Annotated in this window: 22 protein-coding genes and 1 pseudogene; 15 read left to right on the top strand and 8 right to left on the bottom strand. The window is 56.5% G+C overall.

Going from position 1 to position 24,861, the window contains the following annotated elements; all coding sequences use genetic code 11:
• Positions 1 to 435: 435 nt before the first annotated feature.
• Genes MUN79_RS26680 through scpA form a run of 3 tightly spaced genes read right to left on the bottom strand, consistent with a single transcriptional unit; the run spans position 436 to position 5,053 of the window.
• On the bottom strand, positions 436 to 1,800 hold the full coding sequence (locus MUN79_RS26680; RefSeq protein WP_244675505.1) for a hypothetical protein: 1,365 nt from the start codon (positions 1,798 to 1,800) through the stop codon (positions 436 to 438).
• Between the two features lie 5 nt (positions 1,801 to 1,805).
• Positions 1,806 to 2,879 (bottom strand): hypothetical protein, encoded by a 1,074-nt coding sequence (locus tag MUN79_RS26675; protein WP_244675504.1) that lies wholly within the window; start codon positions 2,877 to 2,879, stop codon positions 1,806 to 1,808.
• Positions 2,880 to 2,917: 38 nt separating this feature from the next.
• Entirely contained in the window at positions 2,918 to 5,053 is a 2,136-nt protein-coding gene (scpA, locus tag MUN79_RS26670; RefSeq protein ID WP_244675503.1) for a methylmalonyl-CoA mutase, read from the bottom strand.
• Positions 5,054 to 5,320: 267 nt separating this feature from the next.
• Between scpA and MUN79_RS26665 the strand changes: the two genes are divergently transcribed.
• Entirely contained in the window at positions 5,321 to 5,824 is a 504-nt protein-coding gene (locus tag MUN79_RS26665; protein ID WP_244675502.1) for a hypothetical protein, read from the top strand.
• Complete coding sequence (locus MUN79_RS26660) at positions 5,803 to 6,324, top strand: hypothetical protein (protein WP_244675501.1); 522 nt, start codon at positions 5,803 to 5,805, stop codon at positions 6,322 to 6,324. The genes MUN79_RS26665 and MUN79_RS26660 overlap by 22 nt, the downstream gene beginning before the upstream one ends.
• A 421-nt stretch (positions 6,325 to 6,745) precedes the next feature.
• On the opposite strand, the gene MUN79_RS26655 is transcribed toward MUN79_RS26660, so the two are convergent.
• Complete coding sequence (locus MUN79_RS26655; protein ID WP_244675500.1) at positions 6,746 to 7,963, bottom strand: methylmalonyl-CoA mutase family protein; 1,218 nt, start codon at positions 7,961 to 7,963, stop codon at positions 6,746 to 6,748.
• Positions 7,964 to 8,854: 891 nt separating this feature from the next.
• On the opposite strand from MUN79_RS26655, the gene MUN79_RS26650 reads away from it, so the two are divergent.
• From MUN79_RS26650 to MUN79_RS26635, 4 genes are all read left to right on the top strand, one after another.
• Positions 8,855 to 9,616: a 5'-nucleotidase C-terminal domain-containing protein gene (locus tag MUN79_RS26650; protein ID WP_244675499.1), complete on the top strand. Its 762-nt coding sequence runs from the start codon at positions 8,855 to 8,857 to the stop codon at positions 9,614 to 9,616.
• A 227-nt stretch (positions 9,617 to 9,843) separates the two neighbouring features.
• Positions 9,844 to 10,713, top strand: coding sequence for a bifunctional metallophosphatase/5'-nucleotidase (locus MUN79_RS26645; RefSeq protein WP_311136610.1), 870 nt, complete (start codon positions 9,844 to 9,846; stop codon positions 10,711 to 10,713).
• A gap of 142 nt (positions 10,714 to 10,855) precedes the next feature.
• The gene (gene dnaA, locus MUN79_RS26640; RefSeq protein ID WP_244675498.1) at positions 10,856 to 12,349 is read left to right on the top strand and encodes a chromosomal replication initiator protein DnaA; all 1,494 of its coding nucleotides are present in this window, start codon (positions 10,856 to 10,858) and stop codon (positions 12,347 to 12,349) included.
• A gap of 39 nt (positions 12,350 to 12,388) precedes the next feature.
• Complete coding sequence (locus MUN79_RS26635) at positions 12,389 to 13,012, top strand: hypothetical protein (protein ID WP_244675497.1); 624 nt, start codon at positions 12,389 to 12,391, stop codon at positions 13,010 to 13,012.
• 50 nt (positions 13,013 to 13,062) lie between these two features.
• On the opposite strand, the gene MUN79_RS26630 is transcribed toward MUN79_RS26635, so the two are convergent.
• From MUN79_RS26630 to MUN79_RS26620, 3 genes are all read right to left on the bottom strand, one after another.
• Entirely contained in the window at positions 13,063 to 13,488 is a 426-nt protein-coding gene (locus MUN79_RS26630) for a hypothetical protein (protein WP_244675496.1), read from the bottom strand.
• 159 nt (positions 13,489 to 13,647) lie between these two features.
• Positions 13,648 to 13,902, bottom strand: a complete 255-nt coding sequence (locus MUN79_RS26625; RefSeq protein ID WP_244675495.1) for an OsmC family protein — start codon at positions 13,900 to 13,902, stop codon at positions 13,648 to 13,650.
• A 29-nt stretch (positions 13,903 to 13,931) separates the two neighbouring features.
• On the bottom strand, positions 13,932 to 14,075 hold the full coding sequence (locus MUN79_RS26620) for an OsmC family protein (RefSeq protein ID WP_244675494.1): 144 nt from the start codon (positions 14,073 to 14,075) through the stop codon (positions 13,932 to 13,934).
• Positions 14,076 to 14,182: 107 nt separating this feature from the next.
• Here MUN79_RS26620 and MUN79_RS26615 point away from each other — a divergent pair, with 107 nt between their 5' ends.
• The 6 genes and pseudogenes from MUN79_RS26615 to MUN79_RS26590 all read left to right on the top strand — a co-directional run bounded on the left by MUN79_RS26615 (position 14,183) and on the right by MUN79_RS26590 (position 20,735).
• Positions 14,183 to 14,698, top strand: coding sequence for a hypothetical protein (locus MUN79_RS26615; RefSeq protein WP_244675493.1), 516 nt, complete (start codon positions 14,183 to 14,185; stop codon positions 14,696 to 14,698).
• Between the two features lie 64 nt (positions 14,699 to 14,762).
• Positions 14,763 to 16,255 (top strand): annotated as a pseudogene (locus MUN79_RS26610) (GH3 family acyl-acid amido synthetase).
• Positions 16,256 to 16,260: 5 nt separating this feature from the next.
• A complete protein-coding gene (locus MUN79_RS26605) occupies positions 16,261 to 16,701 on the top strand; it encodes a hypothetical protein (protein ID WP_244675492.1) in 441 nt (146 codons plus the stop codon).
• A gap of 111 nt (positions 16,702 to 16,812) precedes the next feature.
• A complete protein-coding gene (locus tag MUN79_RS26600) occupies positions 16,813 to 17,373 on the top strand; it encodes an SMI1/KNR4 family protein (protein WP_244675491.1) in 561 nt (186 codons plus the stop codon).
• Positions 17,374 to 17,766: 393 nt separating this feature from the next.
• Positions 17,767 to 18,231 (top strand): 3-oxoacyl-ACP synthase, encoded by a 465-nt coding sequence (locus tag MUN79_RS26595; RefSeq protein ID WP_244675490.1) that lies wholly within the window; start codon positions 17,767 to 17,769, stop codon positions 18,229 to 18,231.
• Positions 18,232 to 18,446: 215 nt separating this feature from the next.
• Complete coding sequence (locus MUN79_RS26590; RefSeq protein WP_244675489.1) at positions 18,447 to 20,735, top strand: GH92 family glycosyl hydrolase; 2,289 nt, start codon at positions 18,447 to 18,449, stop codon at positions 20,733 to 20,735.
• A gap of 17 nt (positions 20,736 to 20,752) precedes the next feature.
• Here MUN79_RS26590 and MUN79_RS26585 read toward each other — a convergent pair whose 3' ends face one another.
• Positions 20,753 to 21,235 carry a hypothetical protein gene (locus MUN79_RS26585; protein WP_244675488.1) on the bottom strand — a complete coding sequence of 161 codons (483 nt, stop codon included), beginning with the start codon at positions 21,233 to 21,235 and terminating at the stop codon, positions 20,753 to 20,755.
• A 133-nt stretch (positions 21,236 to 21,368) separates the two neighbouring features.
• Between MUN79_RS26585 and MUN79_RS26580 the strand changes: the two genes are divergently transcribed.
• The 3 genes from MUN79_RS26580 to MUN79_RS26570 all read left to right on the top strand — a co-directional run bounded on the left by MUN79_RS26580 (position 21,369) and on the right by MUN79_RS26570 (position 24,635).
• Entirely contained in the window at positions 21,369 to 22,535 is a 1,167-nt protein-coding gene (locus tag MUN79_RS26580) for a 1-deoxy-D-xylulose-5-phosphate reductoisomerase (protein ID WP_244675487.1), read from the top strand.
• Positions 22,536 to 22,682: 147 nt separating this feature from the next.
• The gene (gene rseP, locus MUN79_RS26575) at positions 22,683 to 24,023 is read left to right on the top strand and encodes an RIP metalloprotease RseP (protein WP_244675486.1); all 1,341 of its coding nucleotides are present in this window, start codon (positions 22,683 to 22,685) and stop codon (positions 24,021 to 24,023) included.
• Between the two features lie 78 nt (positions 24,024 to 24,101).
• Complete coding sequence (locus MUN79_RS26570; RefSeq protein WP_244675485.1) at positions 24,102 to 24,635, top strand: DUF6702 family protein; 534 nt, start codon at positions 24,102 to 24,104, stop codon at positions 24,633 to 24,635.
• Positions 24,636 to 24,861: the final 226 nt, after the last annotated feature.

The raw sequence follows: 24,861 nt of genomic DNA, 5'->3' as shown, positions 1-24,861 counted from the left end.
GGATAGCATAATAATAATGAATACTATCCGTAACATTAACTAAAGTCGTCTGCGCTGGCAATAGCCTATAAGCCAGTTCGGTACGCAACGGCCTATTGGCCCTATGAACAAGGAGTAGGGCGGTACAAATGCTGGCCCCTACGGTGTGAATGATCTTCTAAGACCCTTGAACGAGCTACTAAGCCGCGTGAATCCTCTTCTAACGGGCGTGAATGATCTTCTAAGCAGTGTGAACGATGTTCAAAGATGCGTGAACGACCTCCTAAGACCCGTGAAGCATCTTCGAAGCACCGTGAATGACATTCTAAGCAGTGTAAACGAGCTTCGAAGCAGCGGGAGTGGCCGCCGAGGCGGCGGGGGCGGGGGAGAAACGAAACCGGCCCGCTGGTGGGCGGGCCGGGGGCAGATTATCCTTATTAAGATTCTCAACTAGCTCTATCTTCTCTCCCTTGCTTTTAATTTAAGAAGGGCTCCATTGATTTCTTCTGTTACACTTGCTTCTATTTCTGTGATAGATTTTAGATTGCTAATATCTATTCCTGTGTCTTTGAATAGTGAGTCCTCTAGCATCTTTAAATATGTCATAAATATTGAGACTCGTTCTTTTCTCAAATTCATTCTGGCATATAAATTTGATTTTCTATTTATGTCATTAGTTAATTCAGATATTTGCTGCCAGGTTTCTGCGTCTTCTATTGCTGTGTCATACATGCATTCTTCAGTGTAAACTAATGTATCGGTTAAAATTCTAATGTAATATCCTCCAGATTTTGTAGCTGCTACTGCCGACTGTTCGGTTATTTCTCCAGCTGAAAGAGATTTAGTTAAACCTTTCTTAGTTAGATGGTCAATAACCGTTGTTATTTGAGAAATGGTTATGGCGCACTTTGAGAATTTATCAAAAATATCATTGATAGTTGTATTCAATGTAGAAGCATTCGAAGCTCTATCTACTAAATATGATAGGATATATAATCGTAATAGCCTGAGTTTTTTAGAGTTTAGCTTTGAGTCAAATAAGTTAATGCAGTCTGTAGCATCCTCTCTAAAATGCCTCCAATAGCCTAGCATAGATCCTTTAAAGACTTCGTGGAAAGGAAAATGATATTTGTCACCCCCACTCAAGTACCTTTGTATTGCTGTGTCTGCATGGATATGGCCTGATGTGAGAAGGTTAGTTACTAAGCCTATCCCTTTCCTTATATTTAAGTCTGATACAGAATCAATGTACTGACCTGTGCCTTCGTCAAGAATACTTTTTTGTACTATGTCAAAGAATGAAGCAAGGTCAGATACATTCAAAGTTATTCCATTGGCAAATGGAATTTTTCCTTGTTCCTTCTCTAGTATCTTTTTAGAATAAGACAGTCTTCTCGACAATACTTCCCTAAAAGGTGGGGCGTCAATCCATAGCTTTCTTAGTTCATAAGCATTAAAAGTCGAATTTGAGCTGTGTTTTACAAAAGTTGTGTCTCTTATACTAACAAATACATTTACGTGTATTCTCTTTGATAATGCCAATCCCTCAGAGAATACTGAGGTTTCTAGCTTTTCATCCTCGTATAGGTCAACGTTATCTAAAACTACAACACATAGATGATGCTTTACAAGATACTTAAATACTTTGTCTACATATGGTTCTTTGTGGTCTAGGTCTTTTTTGATTAGATCATTAAAAATAACTTTATTAAACTCTTCTTTATTGAGGAATATTGGCGCATAAGGCCCTCTTGCTAACGCAGCTATTTCGTCACTGTACGCTGGCTCTATTGTAGTTTTGTATTCTGTATTTTCATACAAATACTTTAATAATTCTTCATATATAAAAATTCTGGGTTTCCTGTTTGCCCCATCTTTTCAAAGTCTATGTAAATCCAGTGTGATTTTGTTTTATTTAGTAGCTCCTTTCCAGATATTAGTTCAAAATGTTTCAGAAAAGTGGACTTGCCGGATCCTACTGATCCTATCAATAAAGTGACCGGAGGAGCAAATGTGGCTTTAGGTGCTTTTAAAATATTGCCAATATGGTCTCCGTCAGGTTTGTCTTTCTTAATCCTTTTTGCGCTGTTGTTTTGGTCAAATATATTTGGCTTAGGGTCTGCCAAATGCATTCGTAGTACGCTGTCGTATTTAGTTCTTGATTCAGTAGAGACAAAACATTCACCAAGTGCATCTGTATTCTCTAGTAGTGCATCTGCATAAAGAGCATTGTCCAGTGCAGGGGTTATATATTCAGCTATGCTATTCCTGTCTATTCTCATGCTTTTATAATTGGATATATTTATTAGTCTATTTTCTGGTGATATAGGTTTGTTATTTAACGAATCTAGGCTTTTGTTGCTGACTCTTACAAGTGAGAATATATCAAATAGTTGTTCCGCATGACCGTATTTGTCGAAAGGAAATAAAATATTTGCATAAGTTTCTTGGGTTTTATTTACGGCCGAATAAAAGCACCAACAAACTCCATTAGTAACGACCACTATGTCTGCTTCTTTTTCTAATGCATAATTTTCTGCTTGCTTTATTGCATCAGCAATTTCTCCTTGTCCGAGCACAGTTCCATTTAGTTTTAACTTGCTTTTGAAGCTTGGGTTTGGGAAAGAGGCTCCCGCCCTTTTTGCTTCTACTACGATTGTATAGTCGCCAGATTTTAGAATATAATCTACAAAATTTGCTTTCTCTCCTCTTGCGAATGATTCAACATCGATGTTGCCATATTGCCAGGATAGGAACTCTCGTATTATTCTGTCTATAATATCAAACCTGGTTTGAGCTTCGTTTATTGAGGTTATATCTCGATTTTGAATATATTTTTTTATCTCGTCAAAGGATTCTGAGGCTTCTGACCAATCTTGGAAAACGTTATGAGTAGCCATTTTGAAATATAACTTTATGAAATGAGCATGTACTAAATTTACTCCTCCAGCTTCCGCAGAATCTCCTGGGCCGCCACGGCAATGACCGTTCCCGGTCCATAGACGCCGACGACGCCGGCATTGTAGAGGAAGTCGTAGTCCTGGGCGGGGATGACGCCGCCGGCAATGACGAGGATGTCTTCGCGGCCGAGCTGCCGCAGCTCCTGAATCAGCTGGGGAATCAGGGTTTTGTGGCCGGCAGCGAGGCTGCTCACGCCCACTACGTGCACGTCGTTCTCGGTGGCCTGGCGGGCTACTTCGGCGGGCGTTTGGAACAGGGGCGCGATGTCCACGTCGAAGCCCACGTCGGCAAAGGAAGTGGCAATAATCTTGGAGCCCCGGTCGTGCCCGTCCTGGCCCATTTTGGCCACCATCATGCGGGGGCGGCGGCCTTCGGCCACGGCAAAAGCATCGGCGGCGGCGCGGGCCTTGGCAAACTCCTCGTCGTAGTTCATCTCGGCCGAATACACGCCCGAAATAGCCCGGATGGTAGCCTGGTGGCGGCCGTACACGGCTTCCAGGGCATCGGAAATCTCGCCCAGGGTAGCGCGCAGGCGGGCGGCGCTGACGGCCAGTTCCAGCAGGTTGCCCTGTCCGCTGCGGGCCGCGTCGGTGAGAGCCGTCAAGGCGGCTTTTACCGCCTCGGCATCACGCTCGGCCTTGATCTTGTTGAGGCGCTCAATCTGGGACGTGCGCACGGCGGCGTTGTCGATGTCGAGCACGTCGATTTGCTGCTCGTCGCCCAGCTGCCGGTCGGTGAGGCGGTACTTGTTTACGCCTACCACCGTTTCCTTGCCTGAGTCGATGCGGGCCTGCTTGCGGGCCGAGGCTTCCTCGATGCGCATCTTGGGCAGGCCGGTTTCAATGGCCTTGGCCATGCCGCCCAGGCTTTCCACTTCCTGAATCAGGGCCCAGGCTTTGTCGGCCAGCTCGTGGGTCAGGCTTTCTACATAATAGGAACCGCCCCAGGGGTCCACGACGCGGGTAATGTCGGTTTCGTGCTGAAGGTAGAGCTGGGTGTTGCGGGCAATGCGGGCCGAGAAGTCGGTGGGCAGGGCAATGGCCTCGTCGAGGGCGTTGGTGTGCAGGCTCTGGGTGCCGCCCAGGGCCGCGGCCAGGGCTTCCACAGCGGTGCGGGCCACGTTGTTGAAGGGGTCCTGCTCGGTAAGCGAGTAGCCCGAGGTCTGGCAGTGTGTGCGCAGGGCCAGGCTTTTCGGGTTCTGGGGGTTGAACTGCTTCATGAGCTTGGCCCAGAGTAGGCGGCCGGCCCGCAGCTTGGCAATTTCCATGAAGTGGTTCATCCCGATGGCCCAGAAAAAGGACAGGCGGGGCGCAAACTGGTCCACGTCCATGCCCACGGCCAGGCCGGCGCGCACGTACTCCAGGCCGTCGGCCAGGGTGTAGGCCAACTCGATATCGGCCGTGGCTCCGGCTTCCTGCATGTGGTAGCCCGAGATGCTGATGGAGTTGAACTTGGGCATGTGCTTGGCCGTGTAGGCGAAGATGTCGGCAATGATGCGCATGCTTGGCTCGGGCGGGTAGATGTAGGTGTTGCGCACCATGAACTCCTTCAGAATGTCGTTCTGAATGGTACCTGCCAGCTTCTCCGGCGTTACGCCCTGCTCCTCAGCGGCGGTAATGTAAAAAGCCATAATCGGCAGCACCGCCCCGTTCATGGTCATCGATACCGACATCTGGTCCAGCGGAATCTGGTCGAACAAGATCTTCATGTCCTCCACCGAGTCGATGGCTACGCCGGCCTTGCCCACGTCGCCTTCCACGCGGGGGTGGTCGGAGTCGTAGCCCCGGTGAGTCGCCAGGTCGAAGGCCACCGACAGGCCTTTTTGGCCGCCAGCCAGGTTGCGGCGGTAGAAGGCGTTGGATTCTTCAGCCGTGCTAAAGCCCGCGTACTGCCGGATGGTCCAGGGATTCTGCACGTACATCGTGGCGTAAGGCCCGCGCAGATAAGGCGCCGTGCCGGCCCCGAAACCCAGGTGGTCGAGCCCGGCTACGTCCTGCGCCGAGTAGTGGCTTTTCACCGTAATGCCCTCGGGCGTGGTAGTGCCATCGGTAGCGGGAGCCAGGGCGGGCAGGGGAGCGGCGTTGTAGGGAATGTGGGCGAAGTCGGGTTTCATCGGGGCAAGCGTAGAGCCGGGAGGCGTAAACAGAATGAGGCAGGAAAGATACTTGGTTTAACGGGAAAGAATTTTTCCAGTCGCTTTAGGAATCGGAGATGTTATTCTATATTTGACTACCGATATCACCTTTTATTCAATAAGTGAATGAATAGAAACTTACTCTCCTGGTATTCCTGTGTTGTATCAGTCGTAGTAGGAGCAAGCTTACTGGTTGCTGATCCTGCCCAGGCACAAATAGGCCGCCAGCCCGGCTACATTTTGCCTGTGGCCGGCGACACCGTCCGGGGAACTGTAGTAATAGGCCGCTCCCAACGCAACGCCCAGGTCTGCGAATTTGAAGCCGCTGGCCAAGCCGCAATCAGAGAGTACCAGCCCGCCGAGCTTCGCGGCTACGGTACCACCGCCGGGCTGAGCTACGAAAGCCAGACGGTGCCGTTGATTGCCGGTGCAGCGGCCCAGCCAGTGTTTCTGGAAGTCGTTACCCGTGGGGCTCTGACCTTGTACGCACTGCAGAACGGTAACGCGGAGCGGTTCTTCCTGGCGGGTTACCGGCCGGGCAAGCTGGTGGAGCTGGAGCTTCGTACTGCCACGATAAAGCGCGGAGCCCAGCAATTTCTGGTCAAACAACGGCTTTACCAAGACACGCTGGCCCAGGCATTCCAGGCCTGCCCGGCTCAGGCCCGGCGGACGAACACTGTGGAATTCCGGCTGGCCGATCTAGAAAAAGCGGTGCGCAACTACAACCTGTGTGCCTCCCCCAGACGGTAGGTAAGAAAGCTGCCAAGCGCGGCAGCTTTGACTTTGGTTTAGTGGCCGGCCTGAGCGTTTACGACCAGTTCATCATGGGAAAGGGGAATAACACCAGCGACTACGACCAGGTGTACGAGGGGAAAAGCACTCTGAAAGCCGGGCTGGAAGCAGTCTATACACCAGGTTTTAAGGGAGCTCCCTTTACGGTGCGAGCTGCCTTGGTATACGAGCCCGGGCGTACTTTTACTTCCGAGCGTAGTTTCTATCCCCAGGCGGCGGTCAACAAGAAGGCGCTCATGGAGCTTGACTACGCGGTGCTTTCGGCGATGGTACGCTACCGCATTGGTCAACACCGCCTGCGGCCATACCTTGAAGGCGGCTTGTCCCTCAATATGCTTGTCCGCGTGAAACAGGACTACGTGACCTATACGACTACTGGCAATAATACTTATTATACCAACGAACTGCTAGGATCTCATTTCGATCTTACCTACGGGGGGAAGCCGGAGCTGGAGTAGAAGTAGCGATGCCTGCTGGTAACACGTTGTGGTTGGGGGCACGGGCATCAGCCTCGCCAGGCCCATCCGTAGCGGTAGACGGTTCCACTCTAAGAAGTGTTTCCCTCTTGATAGGCTACACGCTAGGCCGCTAAACCCGCAAGCATCCTGCACCCCGCTACCCGACTGGCAACGAATCCTATCAGCATCAGCGTGGGGCTTGGGTGCCGGAGTAGGTGCTGAGCTGATACTGCCTGGGGGCGGCCTCTGTCAATCAGACTGCGGGCAGAGAAAAGCACTGGCCCGGCTAACCAGGAGCTTTCCTCAACCTTCACGAATGTCAATTTTCTGGTGGGCCACTCTCTTACCAAGTAAGCCTACAGTGCCCAAAAAAAGGCCGTTACCACGCGTGGTAACGGCCTTTTTTGCATTGTGAGGAGGTTTAGCGCCGGCCTTGTAGGCGGGCCAGCACGTCTTCGGTGCTATACCCTTCCACCGTAAATTCCTTGAACCCGAAAAGTGACACGGCTTCCTGCATCGTGTCCAGGTCGGCGGTGAGCAGGGTGGGCGGGATGAAGTCGGGCTCATCGACGGGCACGCGACATACCACCCGGGCAAAGTGCCCAAACTGGTCGGGCGTGGCATACATCAGCGTAGCGGCTTCGGGCGTCGAAAACAGCACCGAGAGGGTGCCTTCCGGGTGGCTCGCTTTCAGGGCTAACCGTTCCTGCATGGGCAGTAGCCGCAGAAAAGACTCCAGAATCAGCTGGTTGGTGTGGGTGCCCAGCAGCACCACGGCCGCCCGGCGGCGCTTCTTCTCGCGGCGCTGGAAGTGCAGGGCCGTAGCCAGCCGCAGCACCTCCGATGGGTAGGCCGCCCGCGTCGAGTCAAAGTCCTTGCTGCGCAGCAGGCGCTTGGGGTTGTAGTCGAAATGCTCCTGGGCGTTCTGAAACCGGTTGGTGCCCACAATCACCTGCTCGCCGGAAGCAATACGCTGAAACTGAGCCTGGGCCACCACGTGCAGCTCCTGCAATACCATACCCAGGGCTGAGGGCAGTCCACCGGCAGCATCGACGCGCTGAAACAGGGCCCAGGCGTCCTGGGCCAGCTGATCGGTAATGGTTTCGAGGTAGTAGGAGCCCGCCGCGGGGTCGGCTACGCGGTTCAGACCGGCTTCTTCCCGCAGAATCACGGGCAGGTTGCGGGCCAGGCGACTCGAAAACTCGTTCGGGCTTTGGTAGAGTCGGTCAAAAGGAGCCACGCTGACGGCCGTAGCCCCACCCAGCACGGCAGCCATGGTTTCGGTCGTGACGCGCAGCAGGTTGGTATGCGGGTCGAGCGTAGTCTGGGACCAGGTGGAGGTAACGGCGAAAATAGGCAGGGTCGGGGCCAGGTCCGTGGGCAGTTCGAAAGCGTGCAGCAAGGTGGCTAACAGGCGGCGCAGGGCTCGCAGCTTCGCTATTTCAAAAAAGTAGTTCGGGTTCAGGGCTATCTGTATCTGCAGGGCAGCCGCTACCTGGGCCCGGGTTACGTCGGCCGCCGGCAGCTGCTCCAGATACGTAGCCGCCGCCGCCAACACGAAGCCGATTTGCTGGGTAACGGTGCCGCCGCGGTTGGCAAAGAATGCGCCGTTGAGCGTCAGGGCCCGGAATTCCGGCATAGCGCTGGTGAGTCCTAGCACCGTGCGCAGCTCGGCCAGCTGGTGGGGAGGTCGGGGCATGGTCCGTCACGGGGTCGAAGCGCAGGAAGCCGCGTAGCGAAGAAGTGCCGGTAGCCAGCAGGCGTTCCACAAAGCTGGCCACGCCCAGCCGGACGGCATAGCCCACGTACGTAGTGGCCAGCGGCAGTTTCTCGTGCAGGTAGGTCACGTCGAAGGCGGCGGCGTCGGTCAGCTCGAAGTAAACCCCATCGGCGCCACGCTGCAGGGCATCGGCGGCCTGGTCGATGGCCGTGTGGCCTTTATCGGCGGCGCCCACGGCGTAGGTCGGCACGTTCAGCCAGTCGGTGCCGGAGCTGGTGGCCCCGGTGGTGGGCAGTAGATCCAGGGCTTCCCGATGATAAAAAGGCTGCACTACCAGGCCGTCCGGGGTGGTCCACTCCAGCGTTGCCGGGTCGGCCCCTTTCAGGTCGCGGCGGATGCGTTCCTGCCAGGCCGCGGTGCTGATGGACTCAAATTCGGAAAAGGAGACGGGCGTAGCGCGCGGGGTGTCGGCCATTGGGAGGGTGGTGAAGCCAGAAAACGGAACTGCCGGATCGGACGGCCTAAAGATACCGGATTGGCCTTAGAACAGCCACCGCAAAGACTGGCGGATGGCCGGGTTTGCCTAAGACTTTATCTGCCGGCGGCCAGCAGGCCCGCTTTCATGGGCTGGGAGTTGACGACTTCAGGGCTCTGGTTTAAGTTCTTAGGCACGGCGGTGCTGCTCCGTTCGCTTATTTCGCCGGAGTTCGGAGTCAAGACTGATTCTGGCACTACTACGTACTGTTCGGCGTTAACCTCACCAAATAAGTCTGGCTGCCGTACCTTTGCCTTCCGCCTATTCCTACTTGCATGTCCTTTTTCCGTTCCAACGTCTCGGCGCTGAGTTTCCTGCTGGCGGCCTCGCTCACCTTCGGCTGTCAGCGCGGCGTGTATCAGGCTAAGCCGGCTCTGGGTTCCGTAACGGCTCAGCCCGTTAGTAAGACCCAGCCCGAAGACCCCAAGGCCGCTGCTACCATCGAGCCCTACAAGCAGCGCGTTACGCAGCAGATGACCGAAGTGCTGGGCGTGGCTCCAGTGGCTATTACCAAGAACAACGGGGAGTCGCCGCTGGCTAACCTTGTGGCCGACGTGCAGCGGGAACGGGCCACCCAGGCCCTGGGCCAGCCCATCGACGTGGGCGTGATGACCAACGGCGGCCTGCGCGCCGCCTTGCCCGCCGGTCCCGTTACCATGGGCTCCATCTTCGAGCTGATGCCTTTCGAAAACGAGCTAGTGGTACTTGATACGCCCGGCCCGGTAATGCAGGAAATGCTCAACTATGCGGCCCGCATTAAAATGGCGCTGTCGAACGTGACCTACACCGTGGGTGCCGACGGGAAGGCTGCCAATGTGCTTATCGGCGGCAAGCCCTTCGACCCGAGCCGCACCTACACCATCGCCATTTCCGACTACCTGGCCGGCGGCGGCGACCAGATGGTGTTCTTCAAGGCTATCAAGCCCCGTAGTACTGGCGTGCTGCTGCGCACAGCCATTGTGGACCACATCCGCAGCCTCACCAAGCAAGGCAAGCCGCTGGAAGCCAAAGTTGAAGGCAGAGTGAAAGTAATGTGATTTGAATGTGCTGATGTGAAAATGTGCTCAGGTGCTGATTAGTAGATGGGTAACTGACCGTAGTTTTTATCCATACTACAGAAAGCAAGCCGCCTAACACATTTTCCACATTTCTCACATTCAACTCACATTAGCACCTGAGCACATTTCCCCATTAGCACCTTAACCAAGATGAACCGTCGCGATTTTATCAAGCATACGTCGCTGGGGCTGCCGGCCTGGGCCTGATGGGCCTGAGTTTGCCCGCGGTAGGCCGCGATACCAAAAACGTGCGCCTGACCATTCTGCACACCAACGACATGCATTCGCGCATTGAGCCTTTTCCGGACAACAGCGCGCAGTGGGCCGGCATGGGTGGTATGGCCCGGCGCGCCAGCCTCATTGAGCAGATTCGTAAGCAGGAGCCCAACGTGCTGCTGCTCGACTCGGGCGACATCTGGCAGGGTACGCCCTACTTCAACTTCTTCAACGGGGAGCTGGAGTACAAGCTGATGACGCAGATGGCCTACGACGCCAGTACCCTGGGCAACCACGACTTCGACAACGGCCTGGAAGGGCTGAAAAAGCAGCTGCCCAACGCCGGCTTTCCCTTCCTGATTGCCAACTACGACTTCTCCCAGACCATTCTGGCCGGGCAGTTCAAGCCATATAAGGTGTTCGAAAAGGCCGGCATGCGCATTGGTGTGTTCGGTATCGGCATTGAAATGCAGGGCCTGATTTCGGACCGCAACATCGGCGGCACCAAGTACCTCGACCCGGTGGCTGTGTCGCAGACCATGGTGGCCACGCTGCGCGGTGCCGAGCGGTGCGACATGGTGATTTGCCTTTCCCACCTGGGCTACAAGTACGAAAGCGCCAAAATCGACGACCACAAGCTAGCCGCTCAGGTGCCCGGCATCGACCTGATTTTGGGTGGGCACACGCACACGTTCCTGGAAAAGCCCGACGTAATAGAAGGCGCTGCCGGCCGTAGTACGCTGATTAATCAGGTCGGCTGGTCCGGCATTCACCTGGGCCGCCTCGACTATTCCTTCGAGCACGGGACCAAACGCCTAGCCGTGGCCAGCTCAGCCGTAGTACCTGTGACGACGGCGTGAGAAAAGCAAGGAAAACAGCGTTTTTTTGTATCCTGACTTTTCCACATTTTTGTCTCCCCTAGAAAAAACGGCTCCGAAATGGGCCGTTTCTGACCCTATTGTCCGCCCGCTAAGCACTTGTTGCTTTTGTCTTAACTAATTGATGCTGAAGGATTGCCGAACCGTATGGGCCAACTGTCTTCGCGTCATCAAGGCTAACATTGGTGAGCAGAGCTTCCGCACGTGGTTTGAGCCAATTGTGCCGGTGCAGCTCCACAATAACGTTTTGATCATCCAAGTGCCCAGCCAGTTTTTCTACGAATGGCTGGAGGAGCACTATGTCGATGTATTAAAGAAAGGCATCTACCAGGAGCTGGGGCCGGAAGGGCGGCTGGAGTACTCCATTGTGGTAGATCAGGGCAACAGTCAGAACAAGCCCCGCACGGTCAATATTCCCACGGCCCGCAAAGCTGCGGCTCCTACCCAGGCGGCTTCGACGGCCGGAGCCATTGCGGCTAGTGCCCTCACCGGCTCGGCCCGCAACGTGGCCGCCGCCGCTGCTGCCCCGGATACCAGTAATACCCTGCGCAACCCGTTCGAAGCCACCAAGGCCATTGACCGGAACTACGTGAAGTCGCAGCTGAACGGTACGTACTCGTTTGAGAACTACGTGGAGGGCGACTGTAACCGCCTGGCCCGCTCAGCCGGCCTCGCCGTGGCCAACAAGCCCGGCACGACCTCCTTCAACCCGCTGATGGTATACGGTGGCGTGGGGTTGGGCAAAACGCACCTGGTGCAGGCCATTGGCAACCATATCAAGGCCACCTCGCCCGACAAGTTCGTGCTCTACGTCTCGGCCGAGAAGTTCACGAACCAGTTTATCGAAAGCCTGCGCAACAACGGGGTGCAGGACTTTGCCAACTTCTACCTGCTGGTTGATATCCTGATTCTGGACGACGTGCAGTTCCTCTCGGGCAAGGACAAAACCCAGGAGATGTTCTTTCATATCTTCAACCACCTGCACCAGGCCGGCAAGCAGATCGTGATGACCTCCGATAGGCCACCCCGCGACCTGAATGGCTTGGAAGACCGACTTCTGTCGCGCTTTAAGTGGGGCCTGACGGCTGACTTGCAGAGCCCCGACTTCGAGACCCGCATGGCCATCATCCAGAACAAGATGGAGCAGGACGGCATCGACATTCCGCCCCAGGTGGTGGAATACCTGGCCCACTCGGTTAATACCAACGTGCGGGAGCTGGAAGGCGTGCTGATCTCGCTGGTGGCCCAGAGTAGCCTGAACCGCCGGGAAATTGATCTGGAAATGGCCAAGCAGGCCCTACGCCACATCATTGAGGAAGTGGAGGCCGAGGTGAACCTGGACTTCATTCAGAAGACCGTGGCCGAGTACTTTGGCATTTCCCTGGATTTGCTCAAGGCCAAAACCCGCAAGAAGGAAGTCGTGACGGCGCGGCAGGTGGCCATGTACTTTGCCAAGGAGCACACCAGCCACTCGCTCAAAAGCATCGGTTTCCATTTCGGCGGCCGCGACCATAGCACCGTCATCCACTCCGTCCAGACCGTTTCGGACCTGATTGACAGCGACAAAAACTTCCGCAACACGATAGTGGACCTGCGCAAGAAGTTTGCGGGCAAGTAGACTGGCCGGATGGGAGCCCGCAGCATTACTTTCTTGCTGGTGTCTGCCACACTTGGCCTGACAGTAGCAGCCTGCAGTGGTCCGGCCGCCGAGAAAACTGGCGCGGTGAAAGAAGCTGCACAAGTTCCGATAGCCGCTATTCCTCCGAGTGAGCAACCGCCCTGCCTGCTACCGGAATACGACCTGAAAATGGTTGAGGCGAGTCCCAAAACAGCTGAGCAGGCCAAGTTGAGCACTACGCTGGTAGCCGAAATGGTGCGCCAGAACCCCCAGTTGCCTCGTCTTTTTAAAGACTATAATAAGTACTGGGAGCTGTACGCCCTGGACACGGTGCGCTGCAAAGAGTTTATGATTGTGTCTTACCTGTACCGGCACGAGGACTGCTGTTCCGATGTCTACTACGTGACGTTCAGCCCCGACGGAAAAAAGGTAATCGACTGGGCTACTATTGCAAATACCGGCATGGATGGCATGTGGAGCGCCACGGCTACTATGAATACTCAGCAGATTCGGCTCCGCGTTACGGAGTTGGAGCAGGATAGTGAAGACGATGGGCAACCAGGATTCTGGGACTCGGTGGTGACCGACTACTCTGTTACTCCGCAAGGAAAGTTTGTCCGCGCCCGAGTGGATAGTGTGCGCATGAGGCAAGCTGCCCGGTAATAGAAAAGCCCGCTGCAAAGCGGGCTTTTCTATCTCTATGTCGTTACTCGCTAGATACGTGGGGCCGGGGCCGTTTCGCGCAGGGTGATGTTGTACTGGGCAGCGAACTGCCGGATTTCGTTGCGGAAGTTTTCCCGGCGCTTCGGGCCTTTTACCTCTCGCAGGTTCAGCGTGTACAGGTCGTTGGAGTGCAGGCGGATGCGCAGCTGCATGGGGGCCAGGTCAATGGCCTCGATGTCCTCGGCGGCGAAAACCTGCTTGGGCCGGAACAGGCCGCCTTTGTGCACGATGTAGCCGGGCGTAAACTCCAAGTAGCTCTGGGTACCGAAAATTGGCGCATTGTGTACCAACACGTAGCCAATGTACACCAAGCTGAACACCAGGAATACGTAGTGCAGAAAGTGGTAGTCCAGGTGGCCTTCGTCGGAAACAATCAGGAACAGCGTGTAGGCAATCCAGAGGCCGCCAATAAGCATCTGCCCCAGAAAGGAACCTTAGACGTGTCGGCGGGCCGCAGCCGAATGCGGGTGGTTTTGGTAGCGCGGGCATAAGAGAGTAGAAGTCTGACAACAAAGTAAACGAAAAACCGGCAACGCGACGGGCGCAGCCGGTTTTTATCAGAAATCAGGCAATGCTTACTTCAGCGTGGCTGAGGCCAGCTCCATTTCGGGCACGGCGCTCAGCAAAGCCGAAATGGGGCAGTGCAGCTTGGCGTTTTCGGCCTGCTTCTGGAATTCTTCCTGGGTGATGCCTTCCACCTCGCCTTCGGTGGTCAGCGTGATTTTAACCACCTTGGGCACTTCGCCGGAGGTGTCGAGCGTCACTTTCGACTCGGTGCGAATCTGCTTAACCTGGGCTCCGGCTTTGGTCAGCTGTCCGGTCAGGAACATGGTGTAGCAGCCGGCGTGGGCGGCTCCGATCAGCTCCTCGGGTTGGTGCCCTTCTCGCCCTGAAACCGGGCGCCCACCGAGTACGGCGCTTTTACCGTGCCGCTCTGGGTCGAAATTTCGCCGCTGCCTTTAATGTCACCGTTCCAAACGGCATTTCCGCGCTGATTAATCATGGTAGTGCTGGTATAGTTGAGGTTGTGTAACTGAATATACTCATTAGCGGGCGGCGGAGTTGGTGCAATTCCACTTTACACCCCATCTTGCCTACTTTCCGGCCTTTATGAGTTCATCCACTTCTGCCCAACCTGCTCCCTTAATCCGTTTTCGGCAGCTGATTATCGGGCTGGGCTGGCTGGGATTTGGGCTGTTTGTTGCAAATGAAATAGCGAATGGTGAGCCATTTGAAACCACTAACCACACGCTGTTGCGGACCTTTGATGTCGCCAAAAACATCCTGTTTGCCTTGTGGCCGCTGGGCGTATGGCTGCAGGTCAAGTCCCGGCTTGGTGATTTCTGGCGTTTTCTGACCGGTGTTTTCCTTCTGCTCCTGGTAATTCCCATAGGGCTATACTGCAGCTTACTGATTGTCTTGGAAGATACCGCTGTCTGGCAGGACGAGCTGGTTCACTATGAGTCAGTAAACCCGCCCGTGCGGATTGTGCAGCAGCACTACTACAGTGGGTTTGCCACCTCTGATATGCAATATCGGGTCGTGAAAATCACGCCGCTGTGGGGGCCCTGGCAGCACGTAGAACCCGCCGACTCAGCCCGCTTTCCCGAGGAGCACTACCGCTAGATTCACTTCAGGCACCAAAAGAAGTCCGTACTTCGCCTCGGTTCACTTAGTACTTTTTGCCTTTATGGGTCTGAAATCCGCCCTGAGCCGCCCGCTGGCCGCCTATATTCACCACCGCTACCAGCAGTGGCAGCAAAACCCCGTAGCTACCCAGCAGCGCGTGTTCCGGGAGCTGATTGCAAAGGGGAGAAACACGGCTTTCGGGCGCGACCATGACTTTGCCGCCATCAATGCGCCCGCCGACCTGGCCCGGCAGGTGCCCGTGCGCGACTACGAAGCCCTGGCCCGTACTTCGAGCGGGTGAAGCACGGGGAGGCCGACGTGCTCTGGCCCGGCAAGCCCGAATACCTGGCCAAAACCTCCGGCACGACCTCGGGCGCCAAGTACATTCCCCTGACCAAGGACAGCATTCCGAACCACATTAACGGAGCCCGGGACGCCCTGTTTCACTACATCCACGCCACGGGCAAAAGCCGGTTTCTGGATGGCAAACTGATGTTTTTGTCGGGCAGCCCGGAGCTGGAGAAAGTGGGCGGCATTCATACCGGGCGGTTGTCGGGCATTGTGAATCACCACGTACCGGCCTATTTGCGGCGCAATCAGTTGCCGACGTACTCCACCAACATCATCGACGACTGGGAAACCAAACTCGACCATATCGTGGAAGAGACGTTGCCCGAGAATATGACCCTGATTTCGGGCATTCCGCCCTGGGTGCAGATGTACTTCGACAAGCTGGTGCAGATTACGGGCAAGCCGGTGAAGGACATTTTCCCGCAGTTCGACCTCTTCGTGTACGGGGGCGTCAACTTCGAGCCCTACCGGGCCAAGCTGTTCGAAACCATCGGCCGGCCCGTGGACAGCATCGAGCTGTTTCCGGCCTCCGAAGGCTTTCTGGCGTTTCAGGACGAGCCCGGCAACCCTGGCATGCTACTGTTGCTCGACGCGGGCATATTCTACGAATTCGTTCCCGCCGAGCAGTTCTTCGAGCCCAATCCGCCCCGCCTTACCATCGGGGAAGTGGAGCTGGATAAGCAATACGCCCTGGTGCTCAACTCCAACGCCGGCCTCTGGGGCTACAGCATCGGCGACACGGTGCGCTTCGTGAGCCTGAGTCCGTACCGCGTGGTAGTCAGTGGACGCATCAAGCACTTCTTGTCGGCCTTTGGTGAACACGTCATTGGGGAGGAAGTAGAGCAGACGCTGCGCGAGGCCATGAGTCAGTTTGCGGAAGTGGAAGTCGTGGAATTCACCGTGGCCCCACGCGTGAGCTCCGACCCGCAGCAGCCGAGCCGGCACGAGTGGCTGGTGGAGTTTGCCCGCCCGCCCCACGATGCTGCCGCCTTTGCCGCCGCCCTGGATGCCGGCCTGCGCCGCCGCAACGTGTACTACGACGATTTGCTGGCTGGCAGCATCCTGGCCCCGCTGCAGCTCACGCCGCTGCCGGCCGGGGCGTTTCAGCGCTACATGAAAAGCCTGGGCAAGCTCGGCGGACAGAACAAAGTGCCCCGCCTGAGCAACGACCGAAATATTGCTGACGCGCTGTCGGGCGTTTAGGCCCTATGCGCATTGCCTTCGACCTCGACAATACCCTGATCTGCTGCGGCTACAATTTTCCGCTGGAGCCCAAACGCTCGGTTTGGGCCCGGCTGCTGGGTGGGGAACCCCTGCGCCGGGGCATCGTTGAGCTCCACGACTTTTGCCGGGCCCAGGGCTGGGAAGTGTGGGTATACACCACCTCATACCGCCGTCCTTGGTATATCCGCAAGCTGTTCTGGTTCTACGGCTTGCGGCTGGATGGTGTCGTGAACCAGGCGCGGCACCAGCGGGAAGCCAAGGCGCGCTGCACCAAGCACCCGCCCAGCTTTGGCATCGACTGGCTGGTGGATGATGCGCCGGGCGTAGGAATAGAAGCTGAGCGGCATAACTTTCGGGCCGTCATCATTTCACCCGAGGCCGATGATTGGGTCAGGCAGGTAAAAGCGGCGTTGCTGAGACCGTGAAGCGCTGAGTAAGTGGCAAGATTAGCCAGACAAGCCGATTTAAAGTAAATACCCATTATGCCAAACGCCATAAGCTGGCCGGCTACCCTTCGGCAAATCAGCCGGGAAGTCTTGTCGGATCCATACTTTATCAGCGGGAAGCTAGCGGCTCTAATTACCCCGCAGCAGCGCCAGGTGCAGTGGTTTGGGGCTCCGGGCGCTCCGGAAGCAGAGCTGAATGCCTTGGAAGCAAGACTGCAAATAATGCTGCCGCCTTCCTACCGGGCGTTTCTGCAAGCTTCCAACGGTTTCGGCCCGCTTGACAGGTTTATCTGGCGCCTCAAGCCCAGCGCGGAAGTCGACTGGCTGGTGAAGACAGAGGCTGACCTGGTGGAAATGTGGGAGATTGATGTCGAAACGGTGCCCAGCGTGCCGGACGAGGAGTACTTCATCTACGGCGCCGAGCAAAATAAAATCCAGGTGCGTGGGGAGTACTTCCGGGGCTTGCTAATGGTATCAGACTGGGGCGACGCCGGGTTTCTGGCCCTCAATCCCGATGTGCAGCACCAGGGCGAGTGGGAGGCCTGGCACTTTGCCCACTGGATACCCGGCGCCGCGCGTTACCGCTCGTTTGCCGAGCTAATCAAGGCCCATTTGGCGGCTTATCGGGCTATGAAAAGTGGAGCTAAGTAATTATGAAGCGGGGAGAAATAAGAATTGTTGCTACTGTACATGGGTACATGCCGGCCGGAGCCTGTGAGTTTGATGTCACGGTTTGCAAAGGCACAATCAAGTACGGTCTGCATTTCTATAGTGATGTTGCCGCTTGGAAAAGCTTTGGCGAAAGGCTCACTACCTTTTCAGGATATGCAGCTGATCAGGCGCAAGTCGAGTTAGGCTCCTTGGCATCGTCAACGTACCTGAGCCTGTGCGCCTCTCGGCAGGGTTGAAGGTGGTGATGAGTGAGGAGGATGAAAGCCCGCACCGTTGCCGGCTTGAATTTACAATTGGGGCCGAAGTAGCGTCTTTAAATAAGCTGGGCCAGCTGCTAGGCAGTTGGCAGGTTGAAAATGATTCAGAAATAGTATGGGAAGCCTACACGAGCTAACAAAACAAACTCTCTACACGCTCTGCGAGCACTACGTCCAGGACCGCCTCAACGCTTGCCTAGCTGCTATTCAAGCTGCCCAGGAATCGGCCAACAGCGAAACCAAGAGCAGTGCCGGCGACAAGTACGAAACCGGCCGCGCCATGGCCCAGAACGAGCGGGACCGAAACCTGGTGCAGCTTCAGCAGGCCCGGCAGCTCCAGGGCGAGCTGCAGCGCATCGACCCCACCAAGCCCTGCGACACGGTGCGGCCCGGGGCCCTGGTCCATACCTCGCTGGGCTGGTTTTTTATCAGCATCAGCGCCGGTAAGCTCACCGCGGAGGGCACTGACTACTTTGCCGTGTCGGCCGTAGCACCCGTAGCCGCGGCCCTGAGCGGCAAACGGGTGGGGGAGGAAGCCGTGTTCAATGGCAAGCGGATTACAATAACCGCAATTCACTAGTATGCATGAACTACTGGCGTCACAACGCTTGATGCGGGTAGTTGCTGCTGGGGGCTATCCGCTTGAGGGCCTAGGCGCGGGTGAAGTTGCTAAAATGTTTAAGCAGAGTTGCAGAGGTTCAGGAAATCCGGATATTGGGGCCCAATGAGTTGCCTGACTGCCTACCGGCGGCTCTGGCTTTCGGTTTTCGTACTCTCTTGCGTTATTCCGCCCAAATGCTAAAAACGTTTTTCGTGCTGGCCGCCTGTTGGCTGGTAGTTGCGGGGCCGGTCCAGGCCCAGTCGGCCCCGGCCGACCTGGCGCAGTGGGTCAATCCACTGATGGGCACTGATTCTAAGCCCGAATTATCGAACGGCAACACTTACCCGGCCATAGCCCTGCCCTGGGGCATGAATTTCTGGATGCCCCAAACCGGTAAGATGGGCAGCGGCTGGGCTTACCAGTACTCGGCCGACAAGCTGCGGGGCTTTAAGCAAACCCACCAGCCCTCGCCCTGGATGAACGACTACGGGCAGTTTGCCCTGATGCCCATCACCGGCCAGCGCGTATTCGACGAGGATGACCGGGCCAGCTGGTTTTCGCACAAAGCCGAGGTAGCCGAGCCCAACTACTACCGCGTGTACCTGGCCGACCACGACGTGGTAACCGAAATTGCACCTACCGAGCGCGCGGCCCGCTTCCGCTTCACCTTCCCGCAGACCGACAGCGCCTACGTCGTGATTGATGCCCTCGATAAGGGCTCCTACGTGAAGGTGCTGCCTGCGCAACGCAAGGTTGTAGGCTATACTACCCGCAACCGGGGCGGTGTGCCAAAGAACTTCCGGAACTACTTCGTACTGGAATTTGACCACGATTTCACCAGCACGGCCCTCTACCAGGACAAGAAGCTGGCTGGCGGCACGCTGGAAGTAACGGCCGACCACGCCGGCGCCGTCGTCGGCTTCAAAACCCGCAAGGGCGAGCGGGTAAACGCCCGGGTAGCTTCTTCGTTTATCAGTCCCGAGCAGGCCGAGCTTAACCTGCGCGAAATTGGTGACCGGGACTTTGACGCCGTGCGCCAACAGGGCCGCGCCGCCTGGAACAAGGTGCTGGGCCGCATCGAGCTGGAGGGCGGCACCACCGACCAGCGCCGCACGTTTTACTCCTGCCTGTACCGCTCCCTGCTGTTCCCGCGCAAGCTCTACGAGCTGGATGCCAACGGGCAGGTAATGCACTACAGCCCCTTCAACGGGCAAGTGCTGCCGGGCTATATGTACACCGATACCGGCTTTTGGGACACGTTCCGGGCTTTGTTTCCCTTTCTCAACCTGCTGTATCCGGAAGTAAACACTGAAATTCAGCAAGGCCTGGCCAACGACTACCGGGAAAGCGGCTGGCTGCCCGAGTGGGCCAGTCCGGGCCTGCGCAACGTGATGGTGGGCAACAACTCGGCCTCGGTAGTGGCCGATGCTTACCTGAAAGGCATTCGGGGACAAGACATGAACGTGCTCTACGAAGCCCTAACCCACGGCGCCAACAACCCCGGTCCGCTGACAGCTGTGGGCCGCGCCGGTATTGACTATTACAAGAAGCTGGGCTACGTGCCCTACGACGTTAAAATCAACGAAAACGCGGCCCGTACCCTCGAATACGCCTACGACGACTTTACCATCTACCAGCTGGCCAAGGCGCTGAACCGGCCGAAAAAGGAAATCAACCTTTACGCCAAGCGCAGCCAGAACTACCGCAACCTGTTCGACAAGCAAACCGGCCTGATGCGGGGCCGCAACCAGGACGGCACTTTCCAGACGCCCTTCAACCCCTTCAAATGGGGTGACGCTTTCACCGAGGGCAACAGCTGGCACTACACCTGGTCGGTATTTCACGACGTGCAGGGCCTGATTGACCTGATGGGCGGCAAGCAAAAGTTTGTGGCTACGCTGGACACGGTCTTTACCCTGCCGCCGGTGTTTGACGAGTCGTATTACGGCGAGGTCATCCACGAAATCCGGGAGATGCAAATTGCCAATATGGGCAACTACGCCCACGGCAACCAGCCCATTCAGCACATGCCCTACCTCTACAACTACGCCGGCCAGCCCTGGAAAACCCAGTATTGGGTGCGCGAGGCCCTGACCCGCCTCTACCAGCCCACGGCCGACGGCTACTGCGGCGACGAGGACAACGGGCAAACTTCGGCCTGGTACGTGTTTTCGGCCCTGGGCTTCTACCCCGTATGCCCGGCTACCAATCAGTATGTGCTTGGCGCCCCGCTTTTTCCGAAGGCCACCCTGCACTTGCCTTCCGGCAAAGACGTGGTGCTGAACGCGCCCCGGAATTCGGCCGACAACCGCTACGTCAACGGACTTACGCTCAACGGGCAGGAATACGACAAGAACTGGCTCAGCCACGAGGAGCTTATGCAAGGCGCGGTACTCAACTTCGACATGAGCCCCACGCCCAACAAAAGCCGCGGCACCCAGGCTTCGGCCGCGCCGTACTCCTTCTCGCCGGCCAAAAAGTAAGCGTTGGGCAGGCTGCCTTACAGCTTGGGCAGTAGCCCCGAAATGCCTTTGATGTTCAACCGCACGAAGTTTTTGACTCGCTCAAACTTGGCCGTAGTTTCCTCCAGCTCCTCATCCTTGTCGAGCTTGCTGGGGCGGTGGGTTTCCAGCAAATCGAAGATGCTAGCGGCAATATCGATGTAGCCCAGAATCATCAGCAGCAGGAGTTTCTTCTCGTCTTCCTGGTAGTTTTTGGTGCGCACGGCCTTCACCAGGCTGTCGAGCTGGTTGGTTTCATCAATGTACAGGTCGCGCAGGTAGAGGCGCTGCTGCTGGTAGTCGGCCAGTTGCTGGGGCTCGGTTTGGGCCGCCGAGAAGGGGAAGGACGTGGTGAATGACGTGGCGGCGCGAAAATCCTTTTCGGCGGCGTACACGGTTTCGAGGTGCTTTTGTAAACTGGTCCACAGCCCGTTGCGGGCTTTGTCGAAGGCGGAAGGAGCGGCGGGAGCGGAATTGGTCATACGGCTATGGAATACGGCAGCGGCAAAAGTACGTGGTTCCGGGGCGCTTCCGGGCCGGGTTGTACCACGAACGCAAAGTTCGGCTTACTTTTGTCTGGGGCAACCCCACCATGCCCGTAGCTTTGCACTTCCCATGTCCTCTCCTTTGAAACGCGTCACGTTGCTGGGTTCCACCGGCTCTATCGGCACCCAGGCTCTCGACGTTATCCGTGCTCATCCCGGCCGCTTTCAGGTCACTACGCTCTCGGCCCACTCCAACGCTGAGCTGCTGATCCGGCAAGCCCAGGAGTTTCGGCCGGCCGTAGTGGTTATCGGCGACGAGCAGAAGTACGAAGCCGTGAAAACTGCCCTGGCCGGGCAAGCCACCGAAGTGCTGACCGGCATTACGGCCCTGACCGAAGTAGCCGGCCGCCCCGACACCGACATCGTGCTGACGGCCATGGTGGGCTATTCGGGCCTGCTGCCCACGGTGGCTGCCATTCGGGCCGGCAAGGATATAGCCCTGGCTAATAAGGAAACCCTGGTCGTGGCCGGGCAGCTAATCACGCGCTTGGTAAAAGAGCACGGCGTGGGCCTCTACCCGGTTGACTCCGAGCACTCAGCTATTTTCCAGTGTCTGGTAGGGGAGGAGCGCAACCCGATTGAGAAAATCATCCTCACGGCTTCGGGCGGGCCGTTCCGGGGCCGCACGGCCGAGCAGCTGGCTACCGTTACCAAGGCTCAGGCTCTGAAGCACCCCAACTGGGACATGGGTGCCAAAATTACCATCGACTCGGCCTCGCTCATGAACAAGGGCCTGGAGGTTATTGAGGCCAAGTGGCTGTTCGGGCTCAACAATGACCAGATTGACGTGGTAGTGCACCCACAAAGCATCATTCACTCGCTGGTGCAGTTTCAGGACGGCTCCCTGAAGGCCCAGCTGGGCTTGCCAGACATGAAGCTGCCCATTCAGTATGCCCTGGGCTACCCCGAGCGGCTGCCCTCCGACTTTCCCCGCTTCTCCTTCCTGGATTACCCCGACCTCACCTTCGAGCAGCCCGACCGCGCCACGTTCCGCAACCTGCCCCTGGCGTTTGAGGCCATGCGGCAGGGCGGCAACGCGCCGTGCGTGCTCAACGCGGCCAACGAAATTGCCGTAGCCGCCTTTCTGCGCGACGAAATCGGGTTTCTCGAAATGCCGAGCCTGGTGGAAAGCTGCCTCACGAAGGTTTCGTACCTTGCCGAACCGTCGCTGGACGACTACGTGCTGACCGACCAGGAAACGCGCCGCGTGGCGCACGAACTGGTTGGCCGCCGGTGAGTGTTGTCTGGCAGGTAAGAGTCATGTCGACCAACGGGAAACATTTCGCCTGCAGTAGTAAATAATTACTCTTGCGGTAGAGATGCTTCGCGGGGCTCAGCATGACAACCCCATAATTTACCTTTCTCCTCAATACCAAGTTTCGCTTTGGAAGTATTAATCATGGCCGGCCAGATGTTGCTGGGCCTTTCTATTCTGGTGGGTTTGCACGAGTTCGGGCATTTCGCCGCCGCCAAGTACTTCAAGATTCGCGTCGATAAGTTCTACATCTTCTTCGACTTCCTGTTTCCGATGCCGGGCGTGATGAACTTCGCCCTGTTCAAGAAGAAAATCGGGGAGACGGAGTACGGCCTGGGCTGGTTTCCGCTGGGTGGCTACGTGGCCATTCACGGTATGATCGACGAAACCCAGGACGCCGAAAGCCTCTCGGCTGAGCCCCAGCCCAACGAGTTTCGGGCCAAGCCAGCCTGGCAGCGCCTGATTGTGATGCTGGGTGGCATCATCATGAACGTCATCACGGGCATCGTCATCTTCTCGGCCCTGACCTTCATTTACGGAGAAAGCTACCTGCCTGCTTCCGAAGTACGCTACGGCGTGGTGCCCAACAAGCTGGGCGAGGAAATGGGCTTCCGCACCGGCGACAAAATCGTTAAAATCAATGGCCGGCCCTTCACCGAGTTTAATGAGGTGTACAACACCGATGTAATGCTGAGCTCCAATGGCTACTATACCGTGGACCGCAACGGGCAGCTGCTGGATATCCCGATTCCTCCGGGCTTCATGGACCGCCTAGCCGCTAAGGGGCAGACCGCCTTTGTATTGCCCCGGAACCCTTTCGTGGTAGGACAGGTGGTTTCGGGCAGCGGGGCGGCCAAAGGTGGCCTGCTGACCAATGACCAGATAACTACTGTAGCAGGCAAACCGACCCAGTTTTTCCCCGAGCTTCAGGCTGCCTTACTAGCCAGTGCTGGCAAAACAGTGCCGGTGCAAGTGACGCGCAACGGGCAGGCTATTACGCTGCAGATTGCCGTGGATGAGGAAGGCCATATTGGCTTTATGCCCAAATCCCTACTGAAAGACGCTACTCGTACCTACGGCCTAGCCGCCTCAGTGCCCGCTGGTACCAAAAAAGCCTTCGGGGTAATAACGACGCAGATGAAAGCCTTTGGCCAGATTCTCAGTGGCAATGCCTCGTTCACCAAGAACATCGGCGGCCCCGTAGAAATTGCCCAGCAGTACGGCGGGCAGTGGGAGTGGGAGCGGTTCTGGACCCTGACGGGCATGCTGTCCATGGTGCTGGCCTTCATGAATCTGCTGCCGATTCCGGCCCTCGATGGCGGCCACGTGGTGTTCCTGCTCTATGAAATGATTGCCGGCCGCAAACCTTCCGACGCCTTTATGGAAAACGCCCAGAAAGTCGGCATGGTCCTGATTCTGGGCTTGATGGCCTACGTGCTGGTTATCAAGCAAGTGCTAAAGCTGTTCTAACCGGCCGCATGCCGGGAATCTTTTGGCGCAAAGCCGTGCTCCTGTAAAGTGGCACGGCTTTTCTTTGCCTACCCGTTTATGACTTTCAATCGGATGAACCTACCATCAACTTTCTCTGGCCGCTGGTGGCTCCTGGCAGCTTTGCTCGTAGTGCTGAGCTTGCCCGCCCTGGCCCACGCGTACCACGCCAGCATTATGGAAGCGCGCTACAATGCTCCAAAGCAGCAGCTGGAAATCAGCCTGAAAGTATTCACCGACGACTTCGAAAAAGCCTTGTCGGTGGGGCAGCTCAAGCCTATCAGTTTCGAGCAGACACCCCGGGCCCAGATGACGCAGCTTGTCACGGAGCTGCTGCGCAAGTCCCTGGCCTTTGGCACCCGCCCCGGCGAAACCCTGCCGCTGCAGCTAATCGGCTTCGAAAAGGACCACGAGGCGCACTGGCTCTATTTGGTTGTGAAGCTGCCTAAGCCCACCAACACCCTCGTGCTGCGCCACAAGCTGCTGCTGGAAACCTTTGCCGACCAAATGAACATCGTGAACCTCGACGCCGGCGGTAAAAAGCAAAGCGCCCTGTTCCGCGACGGCAACGAAGAGCAGAAGCTGGTGTTTTGATGTGCTAATTCTTAATGTGGAGAACGTGCAGGATGTGCCATTGCGAAGCCAAAGGCTGAAGCAATCCATCCTCTGAAATGTGCTAAGCCTTCCAAAGTGAAGAGCCCCTAATCGTAGATAACGGTTAGGGGCTTTCTGGTAAAAGGTCGGTTGTCACCAGTAGAGGACGGATTGCCACGGCTTTCGGCCTCGCAAGGACACGCTCTTTTCATTTCTCACATTCAAC

The sequence above is a fragment of the Hymenobacter cellulosilyticus genome (assembly GCF_022919215.1).
GTDB classification, from domain to species: domain Bacteria; phylum Bacteroidota; class Bacteroidia; order Cytophagales; family Hymenobacteraceae; genus Hymenobacter; species Hymenobacter cellulosilyticus.
The sequence above is the reverse complement of the archived record's forward strand: the minus strand, read 5'-3'. Positions and strand labels throughout refer to the sequence as shown.

Excerpts from the sequence above, each read along its gene's own strand:
- MUN79_RS26675 (WP_244675504.1), bottom strand. The coding sequence starts at position 2,879 with ATGGCTACTCATAACGTTTTCCAAGATTGGTCAGAAGCCTCAGAATCC.
- scpA (WP_244675503.1), bottom strand. The coding sequence starts at position 5,053 with ATGAAACCCGACTTCGCCCACATTCCCTACAACGCCGCTCCCCTGCCC.
- MUN79_RS26655 (WP_244675500.1), bottom strand. The coding sequence starts at position 7,963 with ATGCCGGAATTCCGGGCCCTGACGCTCAACGGCGCATTCTTTGCCAAC.
- MUN79_RS26650 (WP_244675499.1), top strand. The coding sequence starts at position 8,855 with ATGTCCTTTTTCCGTTCCAACGTCTCGGCGCTGAGTTTCCTGCTGGCG.
- MUN79_RS26645 (WP_311136610.1), top strand. The coding sequence starts at position 9,844 with ATGGGCCTGAGTTTGCCCGCGGTAGGCCGCGATACCAAAAACGTGCGC.
- dnaA (WP_244675498.1), top strand. The coding sequence starts at position 10,856 with ATGCTGAAGGATTGCCGAACCGTATGGGCCAACTGTCTTCGCGTCATC.
- MUN79_RS26630 (WP_244675496.1), bottom strand. The coding sequence starts at position 13,488 with ATGCTTATTGGCGGCCTCTGGATTGCCTACACGCTGTTCCTGATTGTT.
- MUN79_RS26625 (WP_244675495.1), bottom strand. The coding sequence starts at position 13,902 with ATGTTCCTGACCGGACAGCTGACCAAAGCCGGAGCCCAGGTTAAGCAG.
- MUN79_RS26620 (WP_244675494.1), bottom strand. The coding sequence starts at position 14,075 with ATGATTAATCAGCGCGGAAATGCCGTTTGGAACGGTGACATTAAAGGC.
- MUN79_RS26615 (WP_244675493.1), top strand. The coding sequence starts at position 14,183 with ATGAGTTCATCCACTTCTGCCCAACCTGCTCCCTTAATCCGTTTTCGG.
- MUN79_RS26605 (WP_244675492.1), top strand. The coding sequence starts at position 16,261 with ATGCGCATTGCCTTCGACCTCGACAATACCCTGATCTGCTGCGGCTAC.
- MUN79_RS26595 (WP_244675490.1), top strand. The coding sequence starts at position 17,767 with ATGGGAAGCCTACACGAGCTAACAAAACAAACTCTCTACACGCTCTGC.
- MUN79_RS26590 (WP_244675489.1), top strand. The coding sequence starts at position 18,447 with ATGCTAAAAACGTTTTTCGTGCTGGCCGCCTGTTGGCTGGTAGTTGCG.
- MUN79_RS26585 (WP_244675488.1), bottom strand. The coding sequence starts at position 21,235 with ATGACCAATTCCGCTCCCGCCGCTCCTTCCGCCTTCGACAAAGCCCGC.
- MUN79_RS26580 (WP_244675487.1), top strand. The coding sequence starts at position 21,369 with ATGTCCTCTCCTTTGAAACGCGTCACGTTGCTGGGTTCCACCGGCTCT.
- MUN79_RS26570 (WP_244675485.1), top strand. The coding sequence starts at position 24,102 with ATGACTTTCAATCGGATGAACCTACCATCAACTTTCTCTGGCCGCTGG.